Here is a 24100-nt window from a genome sequence, read left to right as displayed (position 1 = left end):
CGCTTTGAGCGGTTCACATTTTCAAGCCTCCGGCTTTGCCGGAGGTTTTTGACTTCTACAATAGCCTTGTATTTTTCCTGCATTGTTTTTGGAATATTTTCCGATTTTTTTATCTGTGCCATTTTTAGTTATCAAATCGATTGCTGAAATAATATTCTACCTAAGTTCGGCAAAGCATTGTAGGTAATAGCACTGGATAGAATAGAAAACGGGTTCTCGATTGCTCATTAAAAAAACATGACAATGCTTTTACTGACGTATCAAATTATAGAGATGATATTATTACGACTCTGGACTGGCATTTAAAATTCAACACCGACCCTGCGTATGAATACTGACAACATCACCGAAGTAAAAAACTATCTTCTTAATCTGCAAGACCAGATCTGCATGGCGCTGGAAGGCTTAGAGCCTGAAGCCCGATTTGTTGAAGATCTTTGGGATAGAGCTGAAGGTGGCGGCGGTAGAACGCGTGTTTTGGCTAATGGGCAGGTCATCGAACAGGGCGGTGTAAACTTTTCTCATGTATCCGGCTTTAAGCTTCCTCCTTCGGCAACGGCTAAACGTCCGGAACTTGCAGATCGGCAGTTTCAGGCGATGGGGGTATCGCTGGTTATTCATCCGAATAACCCTTATGTACCGACATCGCATGCCAATGTGCGGTTTTTAATCGCGGAAAAAACGGGAGAGCCGAGCATCTGGTGGTTTGGCGGTGGTTTTGACTTAACGCCTTTTTACCCGTTTAAAGAAGATGTGCTGCACTGGCATCAAACCGCCCGCGCCGCTTGTCAGCCGTTCGGCGATGATATTTACCCGACGTATAAAAAATGGTGCGACGAGTATTTTTTCCTTAAACACAGAAACGAAACCCGTGGCGTAGGCGGGCTGTTCTTTGATGATTTGAATGAATGGGGTTTTGAGCGGTCTTTTGCTTTTATGCAAAGCGTGGGCAATCATTATATAGATGCTTATCTGCCTATCATGCAAAAACGCAAGGATACGCCTTATGGCGACAGGGAACGGGACTTCCAGCTCTACCGCCGGGGGCGTTATGTTGAATTTAACCTAGTTTATGACCGAGGCACGTTGTTTGGATTGCAATCCGGCGGGCGTACTGAATCTATTTTAATGTCAATGCCGCCGGTAGCTCACTGGAAATACAACTGGCAACCTGAGGCCGGTAGTGCGGAAGCCATGCTTTATGAGCAATATCTAAAGCCGCAGAACTGGCTGGGTGATTGACTGGTAAATAAAAGATATCGCAAATTAAAGGATTTTTACCAGGAAGGCACGAAGTACACGAAGTTTTTGCTGGGTTTTTTCTTCGTGTTCTTCGTGCCTTCGTGGTGATATGTTTAATACTTCCTGCTTAATTATTAGAACTTGCCTGGGACTAAATTGAAACCTATAATCGAGCATTTTTTTAACGGGCCTCAGATTGTGGCTTGTATTCCTTAAACTTTGAACAGAAACAATGACTAGCCACATTATGCCAACCTACGGACGCTTGCCCATTACCTTCGAACGGGGAGAAGGTGCATGGTTATTTGATGAAAACAATAATCGCTATCTGGATGCGGTATCCGGCATAGCGGTGTGCAGCTTGGGCCATGCTCATCCTGCCGTGCATCAAGCTATCTGCAAACAAAGCGAAAAACTACTGCATACATCGAATCTGTATGGTATCGCCGTTCAGGAACAGCTGGCTGACAAGCTGACTGAAATGAGCGGCATGGATAATGTTTTTTTCTGCAATTCCGGTGCGGAAGCTAATGAAGCTGCAATTAAACTGGCGCGTAAATACGGTTACGAACAAGGTATAGAGAACCCGGCGATTATTGTCATGGAAAAAAGTTTTCATGGACGTACGTTGGCAACGCTGAGTGCTTCCGGTAACGCTAAAATCCAGCAAGGCTTTGCGCCTTTGGTTGAAGGCTTTATTCGGGTACCGTATAACGACGTCAACGCAATAGAACAAGCGATTGGACTGCATAAAAATGTTGTCGCTGTTTTGGTGGAACCGATACAAGGGGAGGGCGGCGTCAATATTCCCGCTGTCGATTATCTTAACCAAATCCGCAGCCTGTGCGACCGGCATAACCTGCTGATGATGCTTGATGAAATCCAGACCGGCGTAGGCCGTACCGGCAAATTTCTCGCTTTCCAGCACAACGCGATACTGCCCGATGTCTGCACACTGGCTAAAGCCTTGGGCAATGGCGTCCCCATCGGCGCTTGTCTGGCACGGGGCAAAGCCGCCAAGTTATTCACTGCCGGCAATCACGGCTCTACCTTTGGCGGCAATCCGTTAGCCTGTAGCGCGGCTTTAGCGGTATTGGCGACATTGGACGCTGAAAACCTGATCGATCAGGCCGCACAAAAAGGCGATGCTATCTGCTCGGCGTTTAAAGAACAGTTACTCGGTAATGCTCATGTTGTCGATATTCGTCATAAAGGCATGATGATCGGCATTGAACTCGACCGCCCATGTACTGAGTTAGTACAAGCTGCGTTGCAAAATAACTTGTTGATTAATGTCACTAGCGAAAAAACTATTCGTTTGCTGCCGCCATTGATTATTGATCAGCAACAAATCACTCAACTCGTAGAAACCTTATCGGCTCTTATTCATAAGCATACAGACACTCCCTATGAATCCTAGACATTTTATCAGCCTGCTTGACTTATCCGGCGACGAATTCCGTAGCTTGATCAATAGAGGCATTGTCCTAAAAAATAACCGCGATCCTGATTATCAACCGTTAAAAGGCCAGGTTTTGGCGATGATTTTTGAAAAATCATCGACACGCACCCGTATTTCGTTTGAATCCGGCATGAGCCATTTCGGCGGCAGCGCATTATTTTTATCGCCCAGAGATACCCAGTTGGGTCGGGGCGAACCGCTGCAAGACAGCGCCAAAGTCATATCCAGTATGGTCGATTGCATCATGCTTAGAACCGATAAGCACGAAACGGTAACCACATTCGCACAATATTCAAGTGTTCCTGTGATCAACGGCTTGACTGATTTACAGCATCCTTGTCAATTATTGGCGGATATGCAGACTTATTTTGAACATCGTGGCGATATTAAGGGTAAAACAGTAACCTGGATCGGTGACGGCAATAATATGTGCCATTCCTATATCCATGCGGCAATGGTGCTGGATTTCACTTTGAACATCGCCAGCCCAAAAGACTATCAGCCGTTGACCGAGATCGTTGAAGCTGCCGGAGAGCGCGTCCGATTCTTTGATACGCCTCTGGCTGCGGCCCAGAATTCGGATTTGGTGGTCACTGATGTTTGGGCCAGCATGGGGCAAGAAGAAGAACAAAAACAACGTGAAATGGCCTTCAAGAATTATCAGGTCAACGCCGAGGTTATGAAAGCGGCACATAGCGATGCGCTGTTTATGCACTGTTTGCCCGCCCACCGAGGGGAGGAAGTCAGCGCCGAAGTGATTGACGGTTCTCAAAGCGTTATCTTTGATGAGGCCGAAAATCGCCTGCATGCTCAAAAGGCACTGCTGGAATTTCTCCTGTGCAAAAAATCACGTTAGAATTAACCTTAGTCGTATCGGTTCCTTATCGCTCACGACACTTTCATTATTCGTGGCAGTCGGTTGTCGCAAGATTTCCTAGCGCTTGCGGCACTTCCGCCATCCCTGGCAGTCGTCCTACGACCAATAAATAGAGATTCAAGTGAAAAAAATACTAAGCTCGTTTTTTATCCTACTGGTAACTTTTGGCTCGGCTCAAGCTGAAACCGTCTATGTTACCGATAATTTGAATTTATCACTCAGGAGCGAAGAAAATAACAGCAGTAAGGTTGTAAAGCTGCTTGCGACCGGCACCCCACTTACGATAATAGAAGAAAATAAAAGTACCGGGTTTGCTCATGTTCGCCTGAATGACGGTACGGAAGGTTACATGCCGATTCGTAACACCATGAAGGAACCGCCCAGTCGATCTCAACTGGACAGCGCAAATAAAAATCTGGCGTCGTTACAGTCTGAAAATGCCTCTCTTAAGGCTGAGTTAGCCGCGGTAAAAGAGACTATTACGCCGGGAACGTCTCTTGAGCAGTCCTTGGCGACAGAGAGGGATCAGCTAAACCGGGAACTCAGTGAATTGAAAAAAACAGCGGCCAGCACAATAGAATTAAAAAACCAGCGTGATGAACTTCAAGAACGCGTAGTTAATGTTGAACGGGAATTGCAACAATTCAAGCTTGAAAATCAGGCTTTGCAAGACACTGCGAACCAAGACTGGTTTTTATACGGCGGCATCCTTGCTCTTGTCGGTGTTATTTTAGGATTTATTTTGCCTAAGCTCAGCTGGCGTCGTAGCAGAAGCAGCTGGGATTCGTATTGAAAAGAGATACAGCACGTTCACGCCTTTAGCCGTGCCTTAGGGTACGCTGTGCGTATGTGTTTCAATTACGCAATAAACTCAACAAGGTACACGTAGCGTACCTTACTAACCTTTAGGAAACGCTCACATGAGTGACAAAAACACCCGAACTTTTTCTTCCCTGGTTGTTGACGGCATGGAGCGCGCACCGAGCCGCGCGATGTTGCATGCAGTCGGTTTTAACAATGAAGACTTCAATAAGCCGCAAATAGGCATTGCTTCAACCTGGAGCATGGTTACGCCTTGCAATATGCACATCAATCAGTTGGCCGATGCCGCAGCTGTCGGCGTTAACAATGCCGACGGTAAAGCTGTTATCTTCAACACCATCACGATTTCCGACGGTATTTCGATGGGCACCGAAGGCATGAAATATTCGCTGGTATCCCGCGAAGTGATTGCCGACTCGATTGAAACCGTGGTCGGTTGCCAGGGTTTTGACGGTGTCGTCGCAATCGGCGGCTGCGATAAAAATATGCCCGGCTGCATGATCGCTTTGGCACGTTTAAACCGTCCGGCTGTTTTTGTTTACGGTGGAACCATTATGCCCGGCTGTCACAAAGACAAAAAGCTGGATGTGGTTTCGGTATTCGAAGCGGTCGGAGCCAGAGCTAATAACCAGATCGATGATGCCGAACTGGCCGAAATTGAAGCCAAAGCTATTCCGGGGGCAGGTTCCTGCGGCGGCATGTATACGGCTAACACGATGGCTTCAGCTATTGAGGCGTTGGGTATGAGCTTGCCAAACAGTTCCGCCCAGGCAGCTATTTCGAATGACAAGCGCCTGGATTGCGAACGCGCCGGTGCTGCGGTGTTGGAGCTGTTGAAAAAAGACATCAAACCCCGTGACATCATGACCAAAGCCGCGTTCGAGAACGCGATTACCGTAGTCATTGCACTCGGAGGTTCGACCAATGCGGTATTGCATATCCTGGCGATGGCGAACGCAACCGGCGTCGATATTACTCTGGACGACTTCACCCGCATCGGTAAACATGTGCCTATGTTGGCAGACTTGAAACCCAGCGGCCGTTACCTGATGACCGAATTGATCGAAATCGGCGGTATTCAACCGTTGATGAAAATCCTGCTGGATAAAGGCTTGCTGCACGGCGATTGTTTAACCGTTACCGGTCGTACGCTGGCCGAAAATTTGGCCGATGTAAAGCCGTATCCCGAAGATCAGGAAGTGATTCACTCGCTGGATAAACCGATCAAGAAAGACAGTCATTTGGTTATCTTATACGGCAATCTGGCCTCCGGCGGTTCGGTTGCCAAAATCACCGGCAAAGAAGGATTGGTATTTACCGGTACAGCCAAAGTGTTCGAAGCCGAAGAGCAGGCACTGCAAAGCATCTTGAACGGCGATATTGTTAAAGGCGATGTCATCGTCATCCGCTACGAAGGCCCGAAAGGCGGCCCCGGTATGCGGGAAATGCTGTCTCCTACTTCGGCGGTCATGGGCAAAGGTTTGGGCAAGGAAGTGGCGTTAATTACCGATGGCCGGTTTTCCGGCGGCACCCACGGTTTCGTGGTCGGGCATATCACACCTGAAGCCTATGTCGGCGGCGCGCTGGCGATCGTCGAGAATGGCGATACCATCACCATCGACGCGGAAAACAACGAGCTGAAACTGCATGTTAATGAACATGAAATCGCCCGTCGTCTTGAAAAGTGGAAACAACCAGCGCCGCGTTATACCCGTGGCGTGTTGGCGAAATATGCCAAATTGGTGAGTTCGGCTTCGTTAGGCGCGGTAACGGATAATTTGGATTGATGTATTTGGGTCTTCACCACGAAGACACGAAGAACACGAAGAACACGAAGAACACGAAGAAAAAATCCGTAGGATGGGCTGACGTAAGGAAGCCCATCGTTTCATTGATAGTGGGTTTTGCTACCGCTCTACTTCTCATCCTGCACGCTAACGTGAAAATGCTTATGAGCTACGTGCTAGATATCTTGGAGTATTCATGAGTGACGAAGCAATGTTAAATCAATTATTTTCTGTATTACGGGAGAAACACAAGGCATTTTCGGATAATTATGCTTACTTTGCCCCCAAGTTAGCCCCTCGATTTAATAGCTTTAAGTTCATCCGTCCAGATGAAATGAAACTATCCGAAATTCTGGCTGTGCTGCTAAATCCGCAAGGAGATCACGAACAAGGCGATATTTTTCTACAACTACTTTTCGCGGAAATAGACCTCACTTACCCAAATAATACGCGTAACATTAAAGTTGGCTGTGAAGTTTCTACAGACAGGATAGAAAACAGATCGCGGCGTATTGATATTGAAATCAATTTTGGTGATCACTTCGGGGTTGCCATAGAAAACAAGCCTTGGGCATATGACCAATTTCAGCAGCTTATTGATTACGCTAAGCAAATGGACGCTAAGTTTGAAAAGTGGTGTTTGATATATCTGTCTGGAGATGATTCAGATCCTAATGATGATAGTGCATCTCCAGCTCAGCTTGAGACGTGGGAAGAAAATAACCAATACAAAAAAATAAATTTTGGTCAGATTGTGGGATGGCTAAAAAAGTGCGAGGCACAATGTCAAGCGGATCATGTGCGGCATTTTTTACGCGATTTTATTAGTTATTGTAAAAGTGAATTTTTGGGAGAAACAGACATGGTAGATGCTAATTTGATAAGAGATTTCGCCTTAAAAAGCGAAAACCTAGAATTGGCACTTGCCATTGGGCAACAAATGACAGCTATAAAAGAAGAGTTGCTCAAAAAATTTGTAACAGATTTAGAAACACAATTTAAAGATGCTCTCCCAGGCTGGAAATTTACACCGGATAAAAATTTTAGTTATTGGTCGTGTAAGCGGAATCCTTTTAAATTTCATAAGCTAGAGTGGAAAAATTATTTCCTAGCAATAGAATTCGACAAAAATCAATGTATTGGGCTGGCTTTTGGGGTTCGTAAAGAGGATGACAATATTCCTGATTTGCCTGAGGACGCTCTTAAAAATTTGAATGAAAAATTAAATAAGTCAGGGTTAAGAAGTTCATGGTGGCCTTGGTATCTGAATTTTCCTTCGCCATATTTTGAGTGGTGGAATAATATTGAGCCTTGGCTTGATATTCAGTCTGGAGAAATGGCTAAGAGAGTCATAGATGAAATTGTGGCGTTGGCACATGAATCAGAAGAAATTATTGATCAAGCTGAACTTTCAATCTAATGCGGTAGGATGGGCTTTAGTTCCGTAGGTCGGGTTAGCTTATTGAGAGTAGCGAGATAACGTACCCGACATATACGCTGAAACTTGAAAACTAGCAAAATATTGCGCATATCTGACTGAAACGAGGGCGACATAATGAATACAGCGGAATTAATTTACCAAAAAGCAAAGGCATTGCCCGAAGCAGAGGCGCGGGAAATTTTGGATTTCATGGAGTTTTTGGAAACCAAGCGCCGGGGCGAAAGCGAAACCGCCTATCTTTTGCAAGAACCGGCTAATGCCCGAAGACTGCTGGCGGCGGCAGAAAATATCCGGGCGGGACGATGCATTGAAATACGGGAATTGCTGCCTGATGATTAGTTTCGAGCAGCAAGGATGGGAAGATTACCTGTTTTGGCAGCAAACCGACAAGACCAAGATTAAACGTATCAATCAGTTAATCAGAGATATTCAACGCGACCCATTCGATGGCATTGGTAAGCCTGAAGCTTTGCGCCACGGATTGACGGGGTTATGGTCACGCCGTATTGATGAAGAACACCGGCTTATATATTCGGTGAACGGCAAAAAAATTATCATTGCTCAATGCCGTTATCACTATGGCGATTGAATTTGGTTGCTCTGATTCGATTCCCAAGCTCTAGCACCGAATTCCCACGTTGTAGAGACTGTGAAAGTATTATTCATATTTAAAATCAAATAGTTGTATCGCTAGTTTTGGCTAAAAATCTCAAAAAATAGCCAAGACTGGCACTTCTTCTCGATAATATTAATATAACCAATTGATAACAAATGAAATAATACTTTCACAGTCTCTGTAGCTTGGGAACAATTAGCCAATAACATTCTTGATTAACAAACCATGGAACCACAAAAATCCTTCGTCAGCTGGTTTAGGGACTCATCCCCTTATATTCACGCCCACCGTAACAAAACCTTTGTTATTTCCTTTGGTGGCGAAGCGGTGCTGGCTGATGATTTCGATCACCACGTTCACGACTTCGCCTTACTTAATAGCCTGGGTATACGCCTGGTTTTGGTTCACGGCATACGCCCGCAGATTGACCAGCGGCTTGCCAAGCTCGATGTTCAGGCCCTCTTTCACAATAACTTGCGCATTACCGACGATGTGGCATTGCAATGCGTTAAAGAAGCCGCCGGATTGGTCCGCGTGGAAATTGAAGCGCTGTTATCGATGGGGCTGGCTAACTCGCCGATGTCGGGAGCCAAGATCAAGGTGGCTTCGGGCAATTTTGTCGTCGCCAAACCGATAGGAGTGATTGATGGTATTGATTACTGCCATACCGGCGAAGTTCGCCGAGTCGACAGCGCGGCGATTCATCAGCAGCTCGATCAGGACAATGTGGTGTTAATCTCGCCGGTCGGTTATTCGCCGAGCGGGGAAGTCTTTAATTTGTCGGCCGAGCAAGTTGCCACGGCGGTTTCGATTGCGTTAAAAGCCGAAAAACTGGTTTTGTTAACCGAACAAAGCTGCTGCAATCCCGATAACGGCGAACAAATCCAGCAAATGACCACCGCTGAAGCCGATACTTTCTTGCAGCAACATCCTGATATATCCACCAACATCAGCTTGCCGCTCAAAGCCGCGATGCAAAGCTGCCAATCCGGCATCGACCGCGTGCATTTGATTAACCGGGCTATCGACGGTGCATTGCTGCTTGAATTATTCAGTCGTGACGGCATCGGTACGTTGATCAGCTCCACGGCTTTTGAAGAGTTGCGCCCGGCCACGTTGAACGACATAGGCGGCATTTTGGAGTTGATCAAGCCTCTGGAACAGCAAGGCAAGTTGGCCAAGCGCTCCAGGGAAAAAATTGAAATGGAAATCGCCGACTATATTGTTATCGAACGTGATGGCCTGATTATCGGCTGTACCGCACTGCATCCGGATGCGAAAAACCGCTTTGGTGCGATTGCCTGTCTTGCCGTTCATTCTGATTATCAGGGCTCGCGTCGGGGCAATCGCATGCTTGAATATGTTTATCGCAGGGCAGGGGAGCTCAGGCTTAAAAAGTTATTTGTGTTATCTACGCAAACCATGCACTGGTTTATTGAACGGGGATTTTTATCGTCGGATATTAGCGATCTTCCCGATCAGCTCAAGGTATTATATAACCCGCAAAGAAACTCTAAAGTTCTTTATAAAGACATTGCATAATATTTACCATGACTAATAACGCGGCCTGTATATCAATCCTGCAATTATCCGACCTGCATATTTTGCGGGCGCCGGAAGATAAATTACTGGGGATCAATACCGAGCATTATTTCCATGCCTGTCTTGAGCAGGCCCTTGCTGGAAAACAGCATTTCGATTTGATTATGTTGACCGGTGATTTGGCCCAGAATCCTTGCCCGGAAAGCTACCAGCGCATCTTAACCCGCCTTGAAGCCTGTGAAACACCCTGCATCTGCCTGCCCGGTAATCATGATGATTATGAGCTGATGCAACAGATCCTAAATACCGACAGGATTAACTGCCGCAAACAGGTTAAGCTGGATAATTGGCAATTGATTAGCTTGAACAGCCGGATACCTGAAGAGCCGGGCGGTCGTTTGTCAAAAGAAGAATTGGAGTTTCTTGAAAACTGCTTAACTGAAAATCCGGATTATCATGCGCTTATCGCAGTACATCATCATTTCCTGGAAACTAAAAGTCCCTGGATGGATACGATGATTATAGAAAACAGCCGGGAATTATTGGCGATAGTAAGCAAATATCCGCAAGTAAAAGTCATGATTACCGGCCATATCCATCAAGTCATGGATGTGAAGACAGCAACTTTTCGGGTATTGGGCTCGCCTTCCACCTGCTTTCAGTTTTCACCTGAAACTACAGAGTTCAGTGTCAGCGACACGGCTCCGGGTTATCGGTTAATCGAATTGTATGCCGATGGCCGGGTTGAATCGGAGGTTGTCCGTTTGCCGCGGCCATTGACCGAGTTACAAGTAAGTACACATGGATATTGAAAACAGGATGTGAAAATAGGCCGGTGATCCGGCTAACCCGTTGCCGATTTACAAATTAGTTATCTCCAGAATTTCCTGTCCGACGAGCAGGCATTGATTATCTGTTTGAGCATAAATAAAGTGCATCCGATAGGTGCCTTTGTATATATGTCCATATATTTCCAGAACGTCAAACTTGCCTTTCCCGGCAGGATTTTTTATCGGCTTAAGCACGGTAACATGCTTATCGATTTCGGTTCTGTCATCTAATCCAAAGTGGAAATCCAGCAGCTTTTTGGCTTGAGCGATGGCCTCTGTCGAACAATGATGTACAGGTTCAGCGGATGCAAATCCCGATGTAACCAAAAATAAGATCAGAATGGCATGTTTAATCATTTTCCCTCCGGAAAAAAGATTGGACCGGGCATCTACAATTTGAACAAATGGAAATATATTTTACTGGATTGTTATTATGGATGCGTCGGTCGCAATACGCTAACTTAATAATGCGTAATATTCTTTAAAAAGCTTGGTACGGTCATCCAAGCCATTTGTTCCGCCATTAACTTTTTTGGTGACAGATGTTATTACAGTATCTGTTGAGCCGCCGTCGCAGACAGTCCATATGTTATTTGAATCAAAGAAAAATCCTGCGGAGGCCAGCGGATATTGAGTGGCTACTAAATCCGGGTTGGCAACGGTATCTTTATTGACCTCTTTACCAAAGCTGGCGTAATTCAACTTGCCTGTTAATTGGATATAACCTCGTCCCCTGAATGTATAACCGTCACCGCTCGCTTCGTCGCCATTGCCCATTCTGTCGGCATAAACTCTAGCGCCAATCTTGGCTGGATTTCTTGCATAAGTTTCGTTTAAGGGTTCAGGAAAGTATTTGGGAAATGTTGCTTTCAGGCCATCGGCCGAATAATTCAAATTTTCATAAACCACCTTAAAGCCGCCACTCTCGTGAGCGCATTGCGCAAGGAAATGCGCTAATCTTAAGGCATTGGTTATAGCGGCTATAGAAGGGATCTGGGCAATAACTTCATCGGGAACATGTCCTTTAAGATTGTCCAGGTTAACGCCTGTTGACGATACAGGAAATAGTGTTGCCCATGTGGCGTCACCTACAATGCCATCGGCAGTCAAACCATTTTGCGATTGCCAAGTTTTTACGCTGGCTTCGGTACCTGACCCGAAAATGCCGTCGGCAGTTAAAGCTAACCGAGTTTGGAGTTTTTTAACATCATCACCTGTTGAACCTTTTTTTAATAACATGACATCTTTCCTGTTGATTGTTTTAAATAACGGATAAGCGCATTGCATATGCCCTGATATTGCTATTAGGGGTGTATGCAATGCTTTTTACTACGGTGGTGCGGGAAGTTACAGCTTATTAAATACGGAGAAACAACCGTTTTTTCTAAAACGTCCGGTTTGAGCGGCCGCTCTATTAATTCTTTATGCCGATGCCTTTATACAAAAGGTAAAGGCTGAATAATGTCAGGGTAATAATGAAGCCGCCGGTAATGATGAAGGTCGTTTGAATATCAACATCGGTCACGCCTATCAAACCGTAACGAAAGGCATTGATCATATATAAAATCGGATTCCCCATCGAGATTATCTGCCACAATTCCGGTAGCATATTTACCGAATAGAAAACCCCTCCCAGATAGCTTAACGGGGTTAATACAAAGTTCGGGATAATCGAAATGTCGTCAAAACTTTCTGCGAGTATCGCATTGATAAAGCCCGCCAAAGAAAATACAGTGGCTGTCAGTAGGGCAATTGATAAGGCAATGCCGATATTATTAACCTTAATATCCGTAAATAACAAAGAAATTAACGTTACAACAATACCGACCAGTAATCCGCGGATAATGCCGCCGCCTACATACCCACCCAGAATCACCCAATTGGGTATCGGAGCAACCAGTAATTCTTCAATATTGCGCTGGAATTTGGTTGAGTAAAACGAAGATACGACATTGGCATACGAATGACTGATAACCGACATTAAAATAATACCGGGAACGATGTAATCCATGTAGCTGGCACCGCTGATAGTGCCGATACGATCGCCGATCAGCTTGCCGAAAATCAGGAAATACAGCGCTGTGGTAATGGCCGGAGGCAGCAGTGTTTGCGGCCAGATACGGATAAACCGGAATATTTCCTTGATAACGATGGTTCTAAAAGCAATAGAGTAATTCATTATTTAGCACCTGTTGCTTTTGAGTCTGCGACGTTTGAGTCAATCAAATCCATAAATAACTGTTCCAGTCGATTAGTCTTGTTTTTTAAGCTGGTGACTTCGATGTTCTGAGCGCTTAACTCGCTGAATAGCTTGTTAAGTCCATGCTCTTTAGGTACGGCAACATTAAGTGTTTTGTCGGTTATTAGCTCGATTTGACAGCCTTCAATGACCGGCGCCGCAGCAATAGGTTGAGCCAAATCCAATATAAAATGCTCTATATGCAGTCTCGCTAGTAAACTTGCCATATCGGAATTTTCGACAATCCGTCCGTCATTGATAATAGCGATATTGCGGCACAGGCTTTCCGCTTCTTCCAGATAGTGCGTGGTTAAAATGATAGTCGTGCCTTGCTGATTGACTTCCTGCATCATTTGCCACATGGAGCGGCGTATTTCTATATCGACGCCTGCGGTCGGTTCATCAAGAATCAATAGCTTGGGTGCATGAACCATGGCGCGGGCTATCATGACCCTGCGTTTCATGCCGCCTGACAGGCGCCTGGAAACGGTATCGCGCTTGTCCCATAAATCCATTTGCTTAAGGCAGTATTCGGTACGTTGCAGCGCAAGTTTGCGCGGCGTTCCGTAATAGCCGGCCTGATTGAGTAAAATACTCTTGACGGTATCGAACTGATTAAAATTGACTTCTTGCGGAACCAGGCCGATACAGCTTTTGGCTAAGGCCCGCTCACGTCTTAAGTCATGTCCGAAGATACTGACTGAGCCGCTGGATTCATTGATCAGCGAGCTGATAATGCCTATTGCCGTTGACTTTCCGGCGCCGTTTGGCCCTAGCAAGGCAAAGAAATCACCGGCCTCAACATCAAGATCAATGCCTTTTAAGGCTTCGAAGCCATTATTATAGGTTTTTCTGAGATTACGCAGGGATAATGCATTCATGCTGAAACTAACACTTAACGGAAGCCTTTAAATAAGTTAAATTACGTGCTTCATCCATAGGTTTGGATGGTTAAAACCGTGTGATTTTATCAGATATTAACACGCTTCATAGACAAAACTGGATAGCTCGTGCTGAAGAAACCTCCCGAAACCGTTGCCGCTGTAGACTTAGGGTCTAACAGTTTTCACATGATTGTTTGCAGTTTAACTAACGGTAATTTACAAACTCTCGATCGTCTTAAAGAAATGGTGAGGCTAGCGTCTGGCCTGGACCAAAGGAATTATCTCGATACTGATACTCAGGAAAGGGCTTTAGGATGTTTGGAACGGTTTGGACAAAGGATCCGTGATTTTCCGCCTGGAAGCGTCCGCGTTGTCGGTACCAGTACATTGCGGCAAGCTAAAAATTCACAACAGTTTTTGGAGAAGGCTGAAAAAGCGTTAAACCATCCTATTCACATTATTTCCGGCGTAGAAGAAGCCCGATTGATCTATCAGGGCGTTGCACACAGCCTGGGCAGCAACGCTAATTTGCGTCTGGTGATGGATATAGGCGGCGGCAGCACCGAATACATCATAGGTTCAGGCGATACGCCCAGAGTCAAAGAAAGTACGCCCATGGGTTGCGTAGTGGTCAGTAATGCCTTTTTTAAAGACGGTAAGTTATCCAGGAGTGCATTCACTCGGGCAACTTTGTTCGCCGAACAACAGCTTGAACCGATCCAGAAAGAATTTCAGCGCAAGAACTGGGACGAAGCCATCGGCGCATCAGGCAGTTTAAAAGCTATTGATAAAGTGCTTAAGGCTAAAAACTGGAGCAATAATGGCATAACCATGCAGGGCCTGGAGCAACTTGTCGCCCATCTGAACTTGTGCAATCATGTGAGCGAGCTTAATCTGCCTGAACTCGATCCTGAGCGTCTTCCTGTATTTCCAGGCGGTGTAGCGATCATTTATGCCACCTTCAAAAGCCTGGGCATTGAACAAATGACCGTTTCTGATGGAGCGCTTAGGGAAGGCCTCATTCAGGATTTACTGGGCCGGCTTTACGATCACGATATTCGCTCCGCAACCGTGCATGCCTTGGCTGATCGCTACCACATCGATAAAGAACATGCGGCTCGCGTTAAGCGGACGATCAGTTATATTTTGGATCAATTGGGTGATGATTTCTGGGGGCCTAACTACGAACACGTTGAACAATTTTTAAACTGGGCAGCAGACCTGCATGAGATCGGCCAAGATATCGCCCATAGCCAATACCATAAACACAGCGCGTATGTCATTGAGAACGGGGACTTTGCAGGTTTTTCCAGGCAAGATCAGATGTTGTTGTCGACCATAGTAAGATCACATCGGCGTAAATTTTCCCGCGCGCTTTTCAATCAGTTGCCATTTCCCTGGAATGTTGACGCGCCCAATCTGACCATTATTTTACGGTTATCGGTATTGTTGCATCGCAATCGTCAGGAAAACGACAAGCCCGATTTTAAGATAGCGTTAACTAAATCAAAACTCCGCTTGCAGTTTCCGGATCATTGGCTGGCTCAGGCGCCGCTAACCCATGCCGATTTAATTCAGGAAGCCGATTATTTAAAATCGGCGGGATTCAAACTGGAGTTTTCTTAACCGCCAAATTATGAAGATTTTATTCGGCAGCCACTCTTCTATGAATTATTCACTGCGTACCGCTACGTTGCTCCATGCAGTCGGACGCATTTTGTTATATTGTTTTGGTGCGCTGATAATTTTATGCGTGATGTTGGTTTTTTTTGGTATTGGCGACAAACCCGAGCTTCAAGTGGGGTGGTCGCCTACCCGCGACGATCTGATCAGGGCAAAAAAGATCCTGCATGAAGGTTCTAAAACAAAACCTGACGAGATCGCTATCATTGAGCTAAACGAAGCCGATCTCAATCTGGCCGGCAATTATTTGTTAAACCGCTACAGCAAAAGTGCGGCTGATTTGGATTTTAAAAACGATGAATTGAGGTTTAAAGTCACGATGACTTTGCCTGCAAACAGCCTGGGCAAGTATTTAAACATCAGCTTTAGATTAGGTAATGTTGAAGGTAGTGATCTTCCAGTCATAACCAAATTTAAAGCCGGAAAATTATTGTTGCCGGCCAAATTGGCCGCTTTTGTTATCGATACCTTTATCCAGCATTCATCATTGAATGAATATTTCATTCTGGCAACCCGGCCTCTGAAGGCGGTTAAAATTGACGCGGAAAAACTCACCATCACTTATTATCCGAACAAGGATACATTGATCCAGGCGCGAAATTTCCTGACTCACACCGGCGACAATTCTACGTTGAATATTTACCAGCAAAAACTCGCTGATATCGTTGCCAAACATGACCCGGAATGGCGCTTGTCGCTGGCGGATTTATTACGCCCATTGTTTGAATTGGCTTACCAGCGCTCTACACTGGAAACCGCCATTGATGAAAACAGGTTTGTTATTTCTGCGATCAATGACTATGTCAATAAACAGGAGACAAAAAAGCTCTTGTCCACACCTGATTCCACGCCGGTGGCCGGGCAGCAATATTCGGCTTTTTTATATAAACGTATAGATCTGGCTCAACATTTTATAGGCTCAGCTGCGCTGACTGCATCGGTCAACAAACAAGCTGCACAGATTGCGGGAGAAGAAAAAGAGTTAAGCGACGCGCAAGAGGGTGGCAGCGGTTTCAGTTTTATTGATTTGGCTGCCGATAAAGCCGGCACACGCTTTGGAGAAATGGCGACATCATCGCCGGAAAATGCGCGGAAAATGCAAAAAGCCATGTCCGGAATAAAAGATTACAGCGATTTTATGCCCGATCCCCGAGATCTCCCGGAACACATGAATGAGGCAGACTTTAAGCAACGCTATGAATCGGTAAACAGCCCCGTCTACCAGGAACTCTCAAAGCAAATCGATGCCCGTATTTCAGCGACACCTATTTACAGCATAGAATAAAAAAGGGAGCGCTTGGCTCCCTTTTATGTTTCAGCTGTTTCCGAATCAAGTTTAATTAAAGGTAGAATCCGGTGTGCTAGGTAGAGTCGGCATTTTTTGTTTAGGAAACTCGCCGGTCAAGCCATTCAAAAAAGCCACGATATCGGCAGTTTCTTCTTTGGTTAAATCCTTACCCAATTGCAGCTTGGCCATCAAAGTCACCGCTTTGTCCAACGTTTTAACCGAACCGTTGTGGAAATAAGGTGCGGTCAGAGCGATGTTGCGTAAAGTCGGCACCTTCCACAAATGTTCATCGGTCGGATTTTTGCTGACTTCCGCTAGACCTTTATCCTTGCTGAAATGATGTTGCGCTTCAAAATAGCCGTTGGGGATTACAGGGAACTTCTGGAGCATGCCTGGACCGTTAAATGCCGGGCCGCTATGGCAATGGGTGCAACCTAATTCCGCAACTTTCTCCATGCCGCGAACCTGTTGCGCCGATAAGGCTGATTTATCGCCGGCAACATACTTATCATAAGAACTGTTAGGCGTAATCAAGGTTCTTTCATAAGCCGCAATGGCTTTAGTGACAGCGTCTTTAGTAATGGTATCCGTACCAAAAGCATGTTCAAAAGGCAGCTTATAACCTTCAATCGACCTCAAGCGCGCGACAACCTCATCCCAGTTTTTCATGCCCATTTCAATCGGATTGGTTACAGGGCCTGCCGCTTGGTCTTCCAGGCTTGCCGCTCGGCCATCCCAAAATTGGACTGCATTAAACGCTGAATTCCAAACTGTCGGTGCACTGCGTCCTCCTGTTTGACCGTTAACGCCCATAGCCGTCGCTCTATTATCTTCACCGCCCAACATGGTGTTATGACAAGAGGAACAGGAAACCGTGCCGGTAGAAGATAAACGCGGATCATGATAGAGCATTTGACCTAACTCGACTTTAGCCGCAGTAGTAGGGTTATCAGCAGGTGCATCAACCTGTGTCGGCAAAGCTTCCCAGGCCGAAGCGACTGAAACTGAACTTGCTAACGCCAACGCGGTAACCAGCGAACGAATTTTAAACATACCATACTCTCCAATATTATTAATGTTATTAATGTGAGAGGAACCGTAAAGGCCGGTAGCCTTACTGCACATCCAATAGGATTGTAAGATATGCAGCGGATAAGGTACAACCAAATTTCCTTACGCGGGTTTAACCGCCAATAGTTATGTTGCATCCTCAAAAAATACAGGCCAAACCTGTCTGAGCGGCAAGTTGATACCTTGATTAGTTATATATCAAAAATCCGAATGCCTGAATGGCCCGGGAATATTGCAGTTCTTTACTGTGTTAATCGGCATCAACGATGACGAGGTATGGGGGGGCGGCTATCTGTGATTTGTATGTGGTTATACAGCCGTTGGCTGAGAACGGGTGCTTTGGAAGTGGAAAAACAGGTGCGCCAGGCTGGAAAGCATCTGTTTCGTGCAGTTAGGATTTATCATAAATACTTATCTTTCATTACCGGTCAACGGTGGTTTACACTGTTGCTTAATCCTCGGCCGGTTTTTTGCGCGGTAAACTTAGCGTAAAAGCGAGGAGATGAACAGCTTACAGCGTCATATCGCTACGTGCAAAGATGCGGTTCTTTTGCCTTGTCCCTGTTTGACGCTTCTTTTTGTTATGAACGTTACATTGCAACAGGTGATTAATAATGCGCAAAATAATAATCAACCAAGCCGCTGAAAATACCCCCTCTTCCGATCCGAATTTTCTGAATCTGGAGCATCTGGCCCAAGTAGAGTTTACCTCGGAGTGCCTTGAACATCCTGTCGAGTCTGCCTTATCACTGGCCGAAGATTCGGGCGCAGGATGGCAAGCGGCATGCGCCGGCGAGCAAACGATCCGTCTTGTTTTTGACCAGCCCCACACTATTGAACATATTTTTCTGGTGTTCGATGAGCCGCAACAGTCGCGCACTCAAGAATTTGTCCTTCTCTGGTTAATGGATAAAGAAGAGGCTTACCGGGAAATTTTACGTCAGCAATACCATTTTTCCCCTCCGAACACAACGCGCGAAATCGAGCATTATCAGGTCCGGCTTAATCAATTAAAGGTGTTGGAGTTAAGAATAATTCCAGACATCAGTGGCGGTGAAGCCTGCGCCGGACTTAAACAGTTGCGTCTAGCGTAAATGCCGCTTCTAATAGTCATGGCTGTCTAAGTAATTACATCCGATAGCTAAACAAATAATAATAAAAATAGCATGAGCTTATGGGCTTATAGCTAAATTAACTAAAGAGGAGGGGTAGTTATGATGTTTCCAACATCCGCATCAGTTGTTATCGCATTGTTGATGGGTATTGTCGGCGGCGCATTCGTGATCTGGGAATTACGGCGCGTGCTTGGCTATGATCAAGGTAATGAAGCCATGCAAGCCATTGCAAAGGCTATTCAAGAAGGATCGGCGGCTTTTTTGTCGCGTGAATATCGCGTCATAGCGATTTTCGTCGCGATTGTCGCAACGGTTATTTCTATATTTTTACAGTGGCAGACCGCGTTCTGTTTTGTGGTGGGTGCGATTGCGTCGGCAGGCGCAGGCTACTTGGGGATGTATGTGGCGGTTCGCGCCAACGTCCGAACCGCAGCAGCGGCCGGCCGTAATCTTCATGAAGGGTTGCGCGTTGCTTTTGGCAGCGGTTCTATCATGGGTATGGCGGTAGTCAGTTTTAGCCTGATCGGCATGACGGTATTGTTTTTGATATTTAACGGCAACCCCAATCAATTAACCTATATTACCGGCTTCGGTTTTGGCGCCAGCAGCATTGCTCTGTTTGCAAGGGTCGGCGGCGGCATTTATACCAAAGCCGCCGATGTGGGCGCCGACTTGGTCGGTAAGGTCGAACAAGGTATCCCCGAAGATGATCCGCGTAATCCGGCCGTCATTGCCGATAATGTGGGCGATAATGTGGGCGATGTTGCGGGCATGGGGGCTGACTTATTTGAAAGCTACAGCGGTTCTATTATTGCGGCTGCAACATTAGGTGCCGCATTGGGCGCAAAGTCGCCGGCGTTTATCGGCTTGCCTTTTCTGGTTGCCGCTGTCGGCATCATTGCCAGTCTTTTCGGTATTTATATGGTGACTGGCGAAGAACAAAAACAGTCGGAAAACGGCAAGGATTCTGTTATCGCCCGCATCCTCCGCTTTGTCGGGCAATATGTGATAAAAATTGACGAAAACGCCAGTCTGGACGATTTATTGAAAGCGTTGCGCCATTCCGTTTGGGGCGCTTCGGTAATAATTTTGGGGCTTTCTTTAGTTGCTATATTGATTTCTGGCGTCAGTTTCAATTATTGGCTGGTAATACTGGTCGGTTTGGTAGCGGGTAACGCTATCGCTTATGTGACCGAATATTACACATCCTATACGGAAAAACCTACACAGGCCATTGCCCATGCTACGCAAACCGGCGCGGCAACAACCATTATCCAAGGTTTGGCCGTGGGTATGATGAGCACGGTGTTTCCGGTGCTGATTGTCTCGGTAGCTATCTTGCTGAGTATATGGCTGGGTCATAAAGCCGACGGTAGTCTCGCCGCGGGCCTTTATGCAGTTGCTTTGGCGGGTGTGGGTATGCTCAGTACCTTGGGCGTTACGTTGGCGACAGATGCTTATGGCCCGGTTGCCGATAATGCGGGCGGCATTGCCGAAATGAGTCATTTGCCTGCTGAAGTGCGCCATCGTACCGACGCGCTGGATAGCTTGGGCAATACGACTGCCGCAACCGGTAAAGGCTTTGCGATTGGTTCGGCGGTGCTAACGGCGTTGGCCTTATTGGCCGCTTATGTGACGGCCGCTAAAATCGATAATTTGAATATTCTGGGGCCTACCATGTTGCCGGGTATTTTGATTGGCGCGATGATGCCTTATTTGTTTTCCGCGCTGACAATGATGGCGGTGGGTAAAGCGGCGCACGAGATTGTTGTTGAGGTGCGTCGTCAGTTTCGTGAAATTCCAGGCTTGATGGAAGGCACTGGGCAGCCTGATTACGCAACTTGTGTCGGTATCAGTACGGAAAGCGCTTTGCGTGAAATGATTTTGCCGGGTTCATTGGCGGTTGTTGTGCCGCTGGTAGTGGGGCATGTGTTGGGTAAAGAAGCTCTTGCGGGGATGCTGGTCGGTACCATGTCTTCCGGTTTCCTGCTGGCGGTGATGATGGCAAATGCCGGTGGCGCTTGGGACAATGCGAAAAAATGGATTGAAACAGGGCAATTTGGGGGTAAGGGTTCGGATTCCCACAAAGCCGCTGTGGTCGGCGATACTGTGGGGGACCCGTTTAAAGATACCAGCGGTCCGTCTTTAAATATTTTAATTAAGCTGATGACTATAGTCAGTCTTGTTTTTGCTACTTCATTCGGTTCGGGGTGGTTTAACTTTTAAAAAACGCATCCATTTTGGTTATGCCATTTGCCTGATTGTAGGATTAGGCAGGTGGCAATCCCTGATACAGGGGTGTTACTAAGTTTTGAAATCTAACCTGAGAGGTTGATATGTTTAAACGGCTGATCGTTTTGTTCATGATGACTGTTTTGTCCGGCTGCGGTTATAACACGCTACAGTCCGGTGATGAGGCCATTAAAGCGGCATGGGCGGAGGTGCTAAACCAGTATCAGCGCCGCGCTGATCTGGTGCCTAATCTGGTGAATGTGGTAAAGGGTTATGCGGCTCATGAAAAGGATGTGCTGACCGAAGTGACCGAGGCTCGCGCCAAGGTCGGGTCATTGCAGGCCACACCTGAACTGGTTAATGATGAACAGGCGTTCCAGAAGTTTATTGCTGCCCAAGGGCAAATGACCAGTGCAATTTCACGGCTGCTGGGGGTCGCGGAAAACTATCCGCAATTGAAAGCCGACGGTCTGTTTCGTGATTTACAAGCGCAGCTGGAAGGTACGGAAAATCGTATTACCGTGGCGCGCAATCGTTATATTGCCGCAGTCAAGGATTACAATATTACTGTGCGCTCTTTTCCTTCCAATCTTACCGCGATGATGTTCGGCTATAAGGCAAAGCCGAGCTTCACCGTAGAAAATGAACAAGCTATTGCAAAGCCGCCGATAGTGGATTTTGGTGCGCCTGCAACGACTACTGGTCATTAATATGTTATCTGCAATATTTCTCCGGGCTCGCTACGGTGCCTTATTTTTCCCGCTGTTATTTTGCATGATGGCTTGGGCGATGGTTGGCGTTCCTGAGTTATCCAGTCGTGTCACGGATCTTACTGGCACGCTCAGTGCTGAACAGGTCTCCGCGCTGGAAAATAAGTTGGCGGCATTTGAAGCTAAAAAAGGCAGTCAGATTGCTGTGTTAATCGTCCCTACCACCCAACCAAAAGATATAGCTGAATTCGGTATAGAGGTTGCTGATTTGGCGCAAATCGGCCGTAAAGGCATTGATGACGGTGTTATCCTGATAGTGGCAAAAGACGATCGAAAGTTACGGCTGGAAGTTGGCTATGGCCTTGAGGGAGTGATTCCCGACGCAATTGCCAAAAGAGTGATAGCCGAGACTATTACGCCGCATTTTAAGGAAGGTGACTACGCGGGCGGCATTAATGCCGGGGTTGATCAGTTAATGACGTTGATCGAAGGAGAGGTGTTACCTGCGCCGTCTGAAAGTTCGGGTGAAAATCTGGGCGAAGGGTCTTTTCTGTTCATTTTGATTGGCGGCTTAATTGCAGGTTTTGTGCTGTCAGTCATGATGGGGCGAGTCATGGGAGGTCTGCTGGCGGGGCTGGGTAGCGGCCTGATGGCTGCACTGGTTTTGGGGTTGGCATTTTCGATAGCGGTATTTGTTGGGTTAATGGTTTTTTTTATCGTCGGAGTTCGTTCAACAGGCGGACGCGGTTGGTCTAATCGCGGCGGCTTTGGCGGCAGTAGTGGCGGCGATTCATGGGGCGGTGGTGGCGGTCGTTTTGGTGGGGGAGGGGCATCAGGATCATGGTAAATATTAAACGTTGGTTTCGTCATGCCTTTATTCTACCGTGGCGTTGGCGCATGTTATTTCCCAAGGCCGTGCTTGGAGAAATAGAAGAAGCAGTAAAACACTCTGAGCATCAGCACGGCGGCGAGCTTCGTTTTGCTGTTGAAAATGCACTTGCACTGGGCCAGGTTTGGCGTGGTATATCGGCTCGTCAACGTGCGATAGATGTGTTTTCAAATTTGCGGGTCTGGGATACTGAACAAAATAGCGGCGTTTTGATTTATTTGCTGTTGGCGGATAGGGAAGTTCATATTATCGCAGACCGGGGTATTGCCAAGTACGTAGAGCAAGTCGAATGGGATGCTATAGCGAAAGCTATGCAGAAAGAATTCAAGCGTGGTAATTTCCTGAGCGGATCGTTGCAGGGCATCGAACATATTACGGTGTTGCTGGCTACTCATTTTCCGCCCGGTGCAGATAATCCCAATGAGCTTTCGAATAAGCCTGTTATCGTTAAGAGCTGAATTTTTGCTTTTATTGGCTAAAGATCGGGTTTTTAATTCGATCTACTCATAGTAGAGTATGTTATTTAGGATTTGACGAATTTGTTGTTTCCATATACCATTGCGCGGTTATGTTAGCTCGATTACCTGAATATATAGATCCCTTGCACTTAGCTGATAAGCGTGGTGAATTAAAGGGGCAAATACCTGTAAGTAGCTTGGATCGTTTGGCAGATATCCTGTTTAACGATACAGGAGCTGTAACTGTGGAACTTTTTTTTGGTCGGGAAGGAAGATTAGCCACAGTTGAAGGGCAAATAGAAGCGGTTCTGGAACTTGAATGCCAAAGCTGCTTACAGATGTTGCAATGGCCTGTCAAAAGTACTGTCAAGCTGGGTATTGTTACTTCGTTGGATCAAGCGGACAGATTGCCCGAGGATTATGAACCGTTGTTAGTCGACGAGGAGAAAATCCTTTTAAAGAATATTGTTGAAGACGAGTTGTTACTTATTTTGCCTACATTCCCTAAGCATCAGCATCATTGTTTCGATCAAAAGTCGGATGATTCCAAGGTGGATTCTTTACAAAATAAACAGCAGTCCTCTACCGAAAACCCTTTTTCCATTTTAGCTAAATTAAAAAACACTGGAGATTTATAATGGCCGTACAAAAAAGTAAAGTAACGCGTTCAAGACGCGGTCAACGTCGTTCACACGATGCATTAACAGGCAGAACCTTGTCTCAAGATCCACTGACAGGTGAAACTCATATCCGTCACCATGTTACTCCAGATGGTTTCTTTAAAGGTCGCCAAATTGTAAGCAACGGCGAAGAAGATTAATCAATCTTTCCACCTTGCAGCATGATGAATGCCGAAGTTGATCAAATTAGGTCAGGTTCGGCTTTTTTATAATAACTCAGGAGTCATCCGTA

Annotated in this window: 24 protein-coding genes; 19 read left to right on the top strand and 5 right to left on the bottom strand. The window is 46.3% G+C overall.

What is annotated here, in order from left to right:
- Positions 1-327: 327 nt before the first annotated feature.
- The 10 genes from hemF to cpdA all read left to right on the top strand — a co-directional run bounded on the left by hemF (position 328) and on the right by cpdA (position 10601).
- A complete protein-coding gene (gene hemF, locus V7051_RS10665) occupies positions 328-1242 on the top strand; it encodes an oxygen-dependent coproporphyrinogen oxidase (RefSeq protein ID WP_333874866.1) in 915 nt (304 codons plus the stop codon).
- A 232-nt stretch (positions 1243-1474) separates the two neighbouring features.
- Positions 1475-2662, top strand: coding sequence for an aspartate aminotransferase family protein (locus V7051_RS10660; protein WP_333874867.1), 1188 nt, complete (start codon positions 1475-1477; stop codon positions 2660-2662).
- The gene (gene argF / locus V7051_RS10655; protein WP_333874868.1) at positions 2652-3560 is read left to right on the top strand and encodes an ornithine carbamoyltransferase; all 909 of its coding nucleotides are present in this window, start codon (positions 2652-2654) and stop codon (positions 3558-3560) included. The genes V7051_RS10660 and argF overlap by 11 nt, the downstream gene beginning before the upstream one ends.
- Before the next feature lie 142 nt (positions 3561-3702).
- The gene (locus V7051_RS10650; protein ID WP_333874869.1) at positions 3703-4374 is read left to right on the top strand and encodes a TIGR04211 family SH3 domain-containing protein; all 672 of its coding nucleotides are present in this window, start codon (positions 3703-3705) and stop codon (positions 4372-4374) included.
- A 127-nt stretch (positions 4375-4501) separates the two neighbouring features.
- Positions 4502-6190, top strand: a complete 1689-nt coding sequence (ilvD, locus tag V7051_RS10645) for a dihydroxy-acid dehydratase (protein ID WP_333874870.1) — start codon at positions 4502-4504, stop codon at positions 6188-6190.
- Between the two features lie 196 nt (positions 6191-6386).
- The gene (locus V7051_RS10640) at positions 6387-7610 is read left to right on the top strand and encodes a PDDEXK-like family protein (protein WP_333874871.1); all 1224 of its coding nucleotides are present in this window, start codon (positions 6387-6389) and stop codon (positions 7608-7610) included.
- 135 nt (positions 7611-7745) lie between these two features.
- The gene (locus V7051_RS10635; protein ID WP_333874872.1) at positions 7746-7970 is read left to right on the top strand and encodes a DUF2281 domain-containing protein; all 225 of its coding nucleotides are present in this window, start codon (positions 7746-7748) and stop codon (positions 7968-7970) included.
- The gene (locus V7051_RS10630; RefSeq protein ID WP_333874873.1) at positions 7963-8220 is read left to right on the top strand and encodes a Txe/YoeB family addiction module toxin; all 258 of its coding nucleotides are present in this window, start codon (positions 7963-7965) and stop codon (positions 8218-8220) included. Before V7051_RS10635 ends, V7051_RS10630 begins: the two co-directional genes overlap by 8 nt.
- A 252-nt stretch (positions 8221-8472) precedes the next feature.
- Positions 8473-9789, top strand: a complete 1317-nt coding sequence (gene argA / locus V7051_RS10625) for an amino-acid N-acetyltransferase (RefSeq protein ID WP_333874874.1) — start codon at positions 8473-8475, stop codon at positions 9787-9789.
- Between the two features lie 8 nt (positions 9790-9797).
- Positions 9798-10601: a 3',5'-cyclic-AMP phosphodiesterase gene (cpdA, locus tag V7051_RS10620; RefSeq protein WP_333874875.1), complete on the top strand. Its 804-nt coding sequence runs from the start codon at positions 9798-9800 to the stop codon at positions 10599-10601.
- 48 nt (positions 10602-10649) lie between these two features.
- Here cpdA and V7051_RS10615 read toward each other — a convergent pair whose 3' ends face one another.
- The 4 genes from V7051_RS10615 to V7051_RS10600 all read right to left on the bottom strand — a co-directional run bounded on the left by V7051_RS10615 (position 10650) and on the right by V7051_RS10600 (position 13739).
- Positions 10650-10976 carry a hypothetical protein gene (locus V7051_RS10615; protein WP_333874876.1) on the bottom strand — a complete coding sequence of 109 codons (327 nt, stop codon included), beginning with the start codon at positions 10974-10976 and terminating at the stop codon, positions 10650-10652.
- A 99-nt stretch (positions 10977-11075) separates the two neighbouring features.
- On the bottom strand, positions 11076-11858 hold the full coding sequence (locus V7051_RS10610) for a peptidoglycan-binding protein (RefSeq protein ID WP_333874877.1): 783 nt from the start codon (positions 11856-11858) through the stop codon (positions 11076-11078).
- Between the two features lie 175 nt (positions 11859-12033).
- Positions 12034-12798, bottom strand: a complete 765-nt coding sequence (locus tag V7051_RS10605; RefSeq protein ID WP_333874878.1) for an ABC transporter permease — start codon at positions 12796-12798, stop codon at positions 12034-12036.
- Entirely contained in the window at positions 12798-13739 is a 942-nt protein-coding gene (locus V7051_RS10600) for an ABC transporter ATP-binding protein (protein ID WP_333874879.1), read from the bottom strand. Before V7051_RS10600 ends, V7051_RS10605 begins: the two co-directional genes overlap by 1 nt.
- A 129-nt stretch (positions 13740-13868) precedes the next feature.
- On the opposite strand from V7051_RS10600, the gene ppx reads away from it, so the two are divergent.
- Both ppx and V7051_RS10590 read left to right on the top strand, forming a co-directional pair.
- Complete coding sequence (ppx, locus tag V7051_RS10595; protein ID WP_333874880.1) at positions 13869-15368, top strand: exopolyphosphatase; 1500 nt, start codon at positions 13869-13871, stop codon at positions 15366-15368.
- Positions 15369-15408: 40 nt separating this feature from the next.
- Positions 15409-16710, top strand: a complete 1302-nt coding sequence (locus V7051_RS10590; RefSeq protein WP_333874881.1) for a hypothetical protein — start codon at positions 15409-15411, stop codon at positions 16708-16710.
- A gap of 51 nt (positions 16711-16761) precedes the next feature.
- Here the strand turns inward: V7051_RS10590 and V7051_RS10585 are convergent, their stop codons facing one another.
- Positions 16762-17766, bottom strand: coding sequence for a cytochrome-c peroxidase (locus V7051_RS10585; protein ID WP_333874882.1), 1005 nt, complete (start codon positions 17764-17766; stop codon positions 16762-16764).
- A gap of 632 nt (positions 17767-18398) precedes the next feature.
- On the opposite strand from V7051_RS10585, the gene V7051_RS10580 reads away from it, so the two are divergent.
- The 7 genes from V7051_RS10580 (at position 18399) to rpmF (ending at position 24008) form a co-directional block, all read left to right on the top strand.
- Positions 18399-18878, top strand: coding sequence for a carbohydrate-binding protein (locus V7051_RS10580; protein ID WP_333874883.1), 480 nt, complete (start codon positions 18399-18401; stop codon positions 18876-18878).
- Between the two features lie 120 nt (positions 18879-18998).
- On the top strand, positions 18999-21125 hold the full coding sequence (locus tag V7051_RS10575) for a sodium-translocating pyrophosphatase (RefSeq protein ID WP_333874884.1): 2127 nt from the start codon (positions 18999-19001) through the stop codon (positions 21123-21125).
- A 110-nt stretch (positions 21126-21235) separates the two neighbouring features.
- Positions 21236-21841 carry a LemA family protein gene (locus tag V7051_RS10570; protein ID WP_333874885.1) on the top strand — a complete coding sequence of 202 codons (606 nt, stop codon included), beginning with the start codon at positions 21236-21238 and terminating at the stop codon, positions 21839-21841.
- A gap of 1 nt (position 21842) precedes the next feature.
- On the top strand, positions 21843-22688 hold the full coding sequence (locus tag V7051_RS10565; RefSeq protein ID WP_333874886.1) for a TPM domain-containing protein: 846 nt from the start codon (positions 21843-21845) through the stop codon (positions 22686-22688).
- Positions 22682-23188: a TPM domain-containing protein gene (locus V7051_RS10560; protein WP_333874887.1), complete on the top strand. Its 507-nt coding sequence runs from the start codon at positions 22682-22684 to the stop codon at positions 23186-23188. The genes V7051_RS10565 and V7051_RS10560 overlap by 7 nt, the downstream gene beginning before the upstream one ends.
- Before the next feature lie 110 nt (positions 23189-23298).
- Entirely contained in the window at positions 23299-23826 is a 528-nt protein-coding gene (locus V7051_RS10555; protein ID WP_333874888.1) for a YceD family protein, read from the top strand.
- Positions 23826-24008, top strand: coding sequence for a 50S ribosomal protein L32 (gene rpmF / locus V7051_RS10550; protein WP_333874889.1), 183 nt, complete (start codon positions 23826-23828; stop codon positions 24006-24008). Before V7051_RS10555 ends, rpmF begins: the two co-directional genes overlap by 1 nt.
- The last annotated feature ends 92 nt before the right edge of the window (positions 24009-24100 follow it).

The sequence above is a fragment of the Methylobacter sp. genome, assembly GCF_036845245.1.
Lineage (GTDB): Bacteria > Pseudomonadota > Gammaproteobacteria > Methylococcales > Methylomonadaceae > Methylobacter_A.
The sequence above is the reverse complement of the archived record's forward strand: the minus strand, read 5'-3'. Positions and strand labels throughout refer to the sequence as shown.

Excerpts from the sequence above, each read along its gene's own strand:
- hemF (WP_333874866.1), top strand. The coding sequence starts at position 328 with ATGAATACTGACAACATCACCGAAGTAAAAAACTATCTTCTTAATCTG.
- V7051_RS10660 (WP_333874867.1), top strand. The coding sequence starts at position 1,475 with ATGACTAGCCACATTATGCCAACCTACGGACGCTTGCCCATTACCTTC.
- argF (WP_333874868.1), top strand. The coding sequence starts at position 2,652 with ATGAATCCTAGACATTTTATCAGCCTGCTTGACTTATCCGGCGACGAA.
- ilvD (WP_333874870.1), top strand. The coding sequence starts at position 4,502 with ATGAGTGACAAAAACACCCGAACTTTTTCTTCCCTGGTTGTTGACGGC.
- V7051_RS10640 (WP_333874871.1), top strand. The coding sequence starts at position 6,387 with ATGAGTGACGAAGCAATGTTAAATCAATTATTTTCTGTATTACGGGAG.
- V7051_RS10635 (WP_333874872.1), top strand. The coding sequence starts at position 7,746 with ATGAATACAGCGGAATTAATTTACCAAAAAGCAAAGGCATTGCCCGAA.
- V7051_RS10630 (WP_333874873.1), top strand. The coding sequence starts at position 7,963 with ATGATTAGTTTCGAGCAGCAAGGATGGGAAGATTACCTGTTTTGGCAG.
- argA (WP_333874874.1), top strand. The coding sequence starts at position 8,473 with ATGGAACCACAAAAATCCTTCGTCAGCTGGTTTAGGGACTCATCCCCT.
- cpdA (WP_333874875.1), top strand. The coding sequence starts at position 9,798 with ATGACTAATAACGCGGCCTGTATATCAATCCTGCAATTATCCGACCTG.
- V7051_RS10615 (WP_333874876.1), bottom strand. The coding sequence starts at position 10,976 with ATGATTAAACATGCCATTCTGATCTTATTTTTGGTTACATCGGGATTT.
- V7051_RS10610 (WP_333874877.1), bottom strand. The coding sequence starts at position 11,858 with ATGTTATTAAAAAAAGGTTCAACAGGTGATGATGTTAAAAAACTCCAA.
- V7051_RS10605 (WP_333874878.1), bottom strand. The coding sequence starts at position 12,798 with ATGAATTACTCTATTGCTTTTAGAACCATCGTTATCAAGGAAATATTC.
- V7051_RS10600 (WP_333874879.1), bottom strand. The coding sequence starts at position 13,739 with ATGAATGCATTATCCCTGCGTAATCTCAGAAAAACCTATAATAATGGC.
- V7051_RS10590 (WP_333874881.1), top strand. The coding sequence starts at position 15,409 with ATGAATTATTCACTGCGTACCGCTACGTTGCTCCATGCAGTCGGACGC.
- V7051_RS10585 (WP_333874882.1), bottom strand. The coding sequence starts at position 17,766 with ATGTTTAAAATTCGTTCGCTGGTTACCGCGTTGGCGTTAGCAAGTTCA.
- V7051_RS10580 (WP_333874883.1), top strand. The coding sequence starts at position 18,399 with ATGCGCAAAATAATAATCAACCAAGCCGCTGAAAATACCCCCTCTTCC.
- V7051_RS10575 (WP_333874884.1), top strand. The coding sequence starts at position 18,999 with ATGATGTTTCCAACATCCGCATCAGTTGTTATCGCATTGTTGATGGGT.
- V7051_RS10570 (WP_333874885.1), top strand. The coding sequence starts at position 21,236 with ATGTTTAAACGGCTGATCGTTTTGTTCATGATGACTGTTTTGTCCGGC.
- V7051_RS10565 (WP_333874886.1), top strand. The coding sequence starts at position 21,843 with ATGTTATCTGCAATATTTCTCCGGGCTCGCTACGGTGCCTTATTTTTC.
- V7051_RS10560 (WP_333874887.1), top strand. The coding sequence starts at position 22,682 with ATGGTAAATATTAAACGTTGGTTTCGTCATGCCTTTATTCTACCGTGG.
- V7051_RS10555 (WP_333874888.1), top strand. The coding sequence starts at position 23,299 with ATGTTAGCTCGATTACCTGAATATATAGATCCCTTGCACTTAGCTGAT.
- rpmF (WP_333874889.1), top strand. The coding sequence starts at position 23,826 with ATGGCCGTACAAAAAAGTAAAGTAACGCGTTCAAGACGCGGTCAACGT.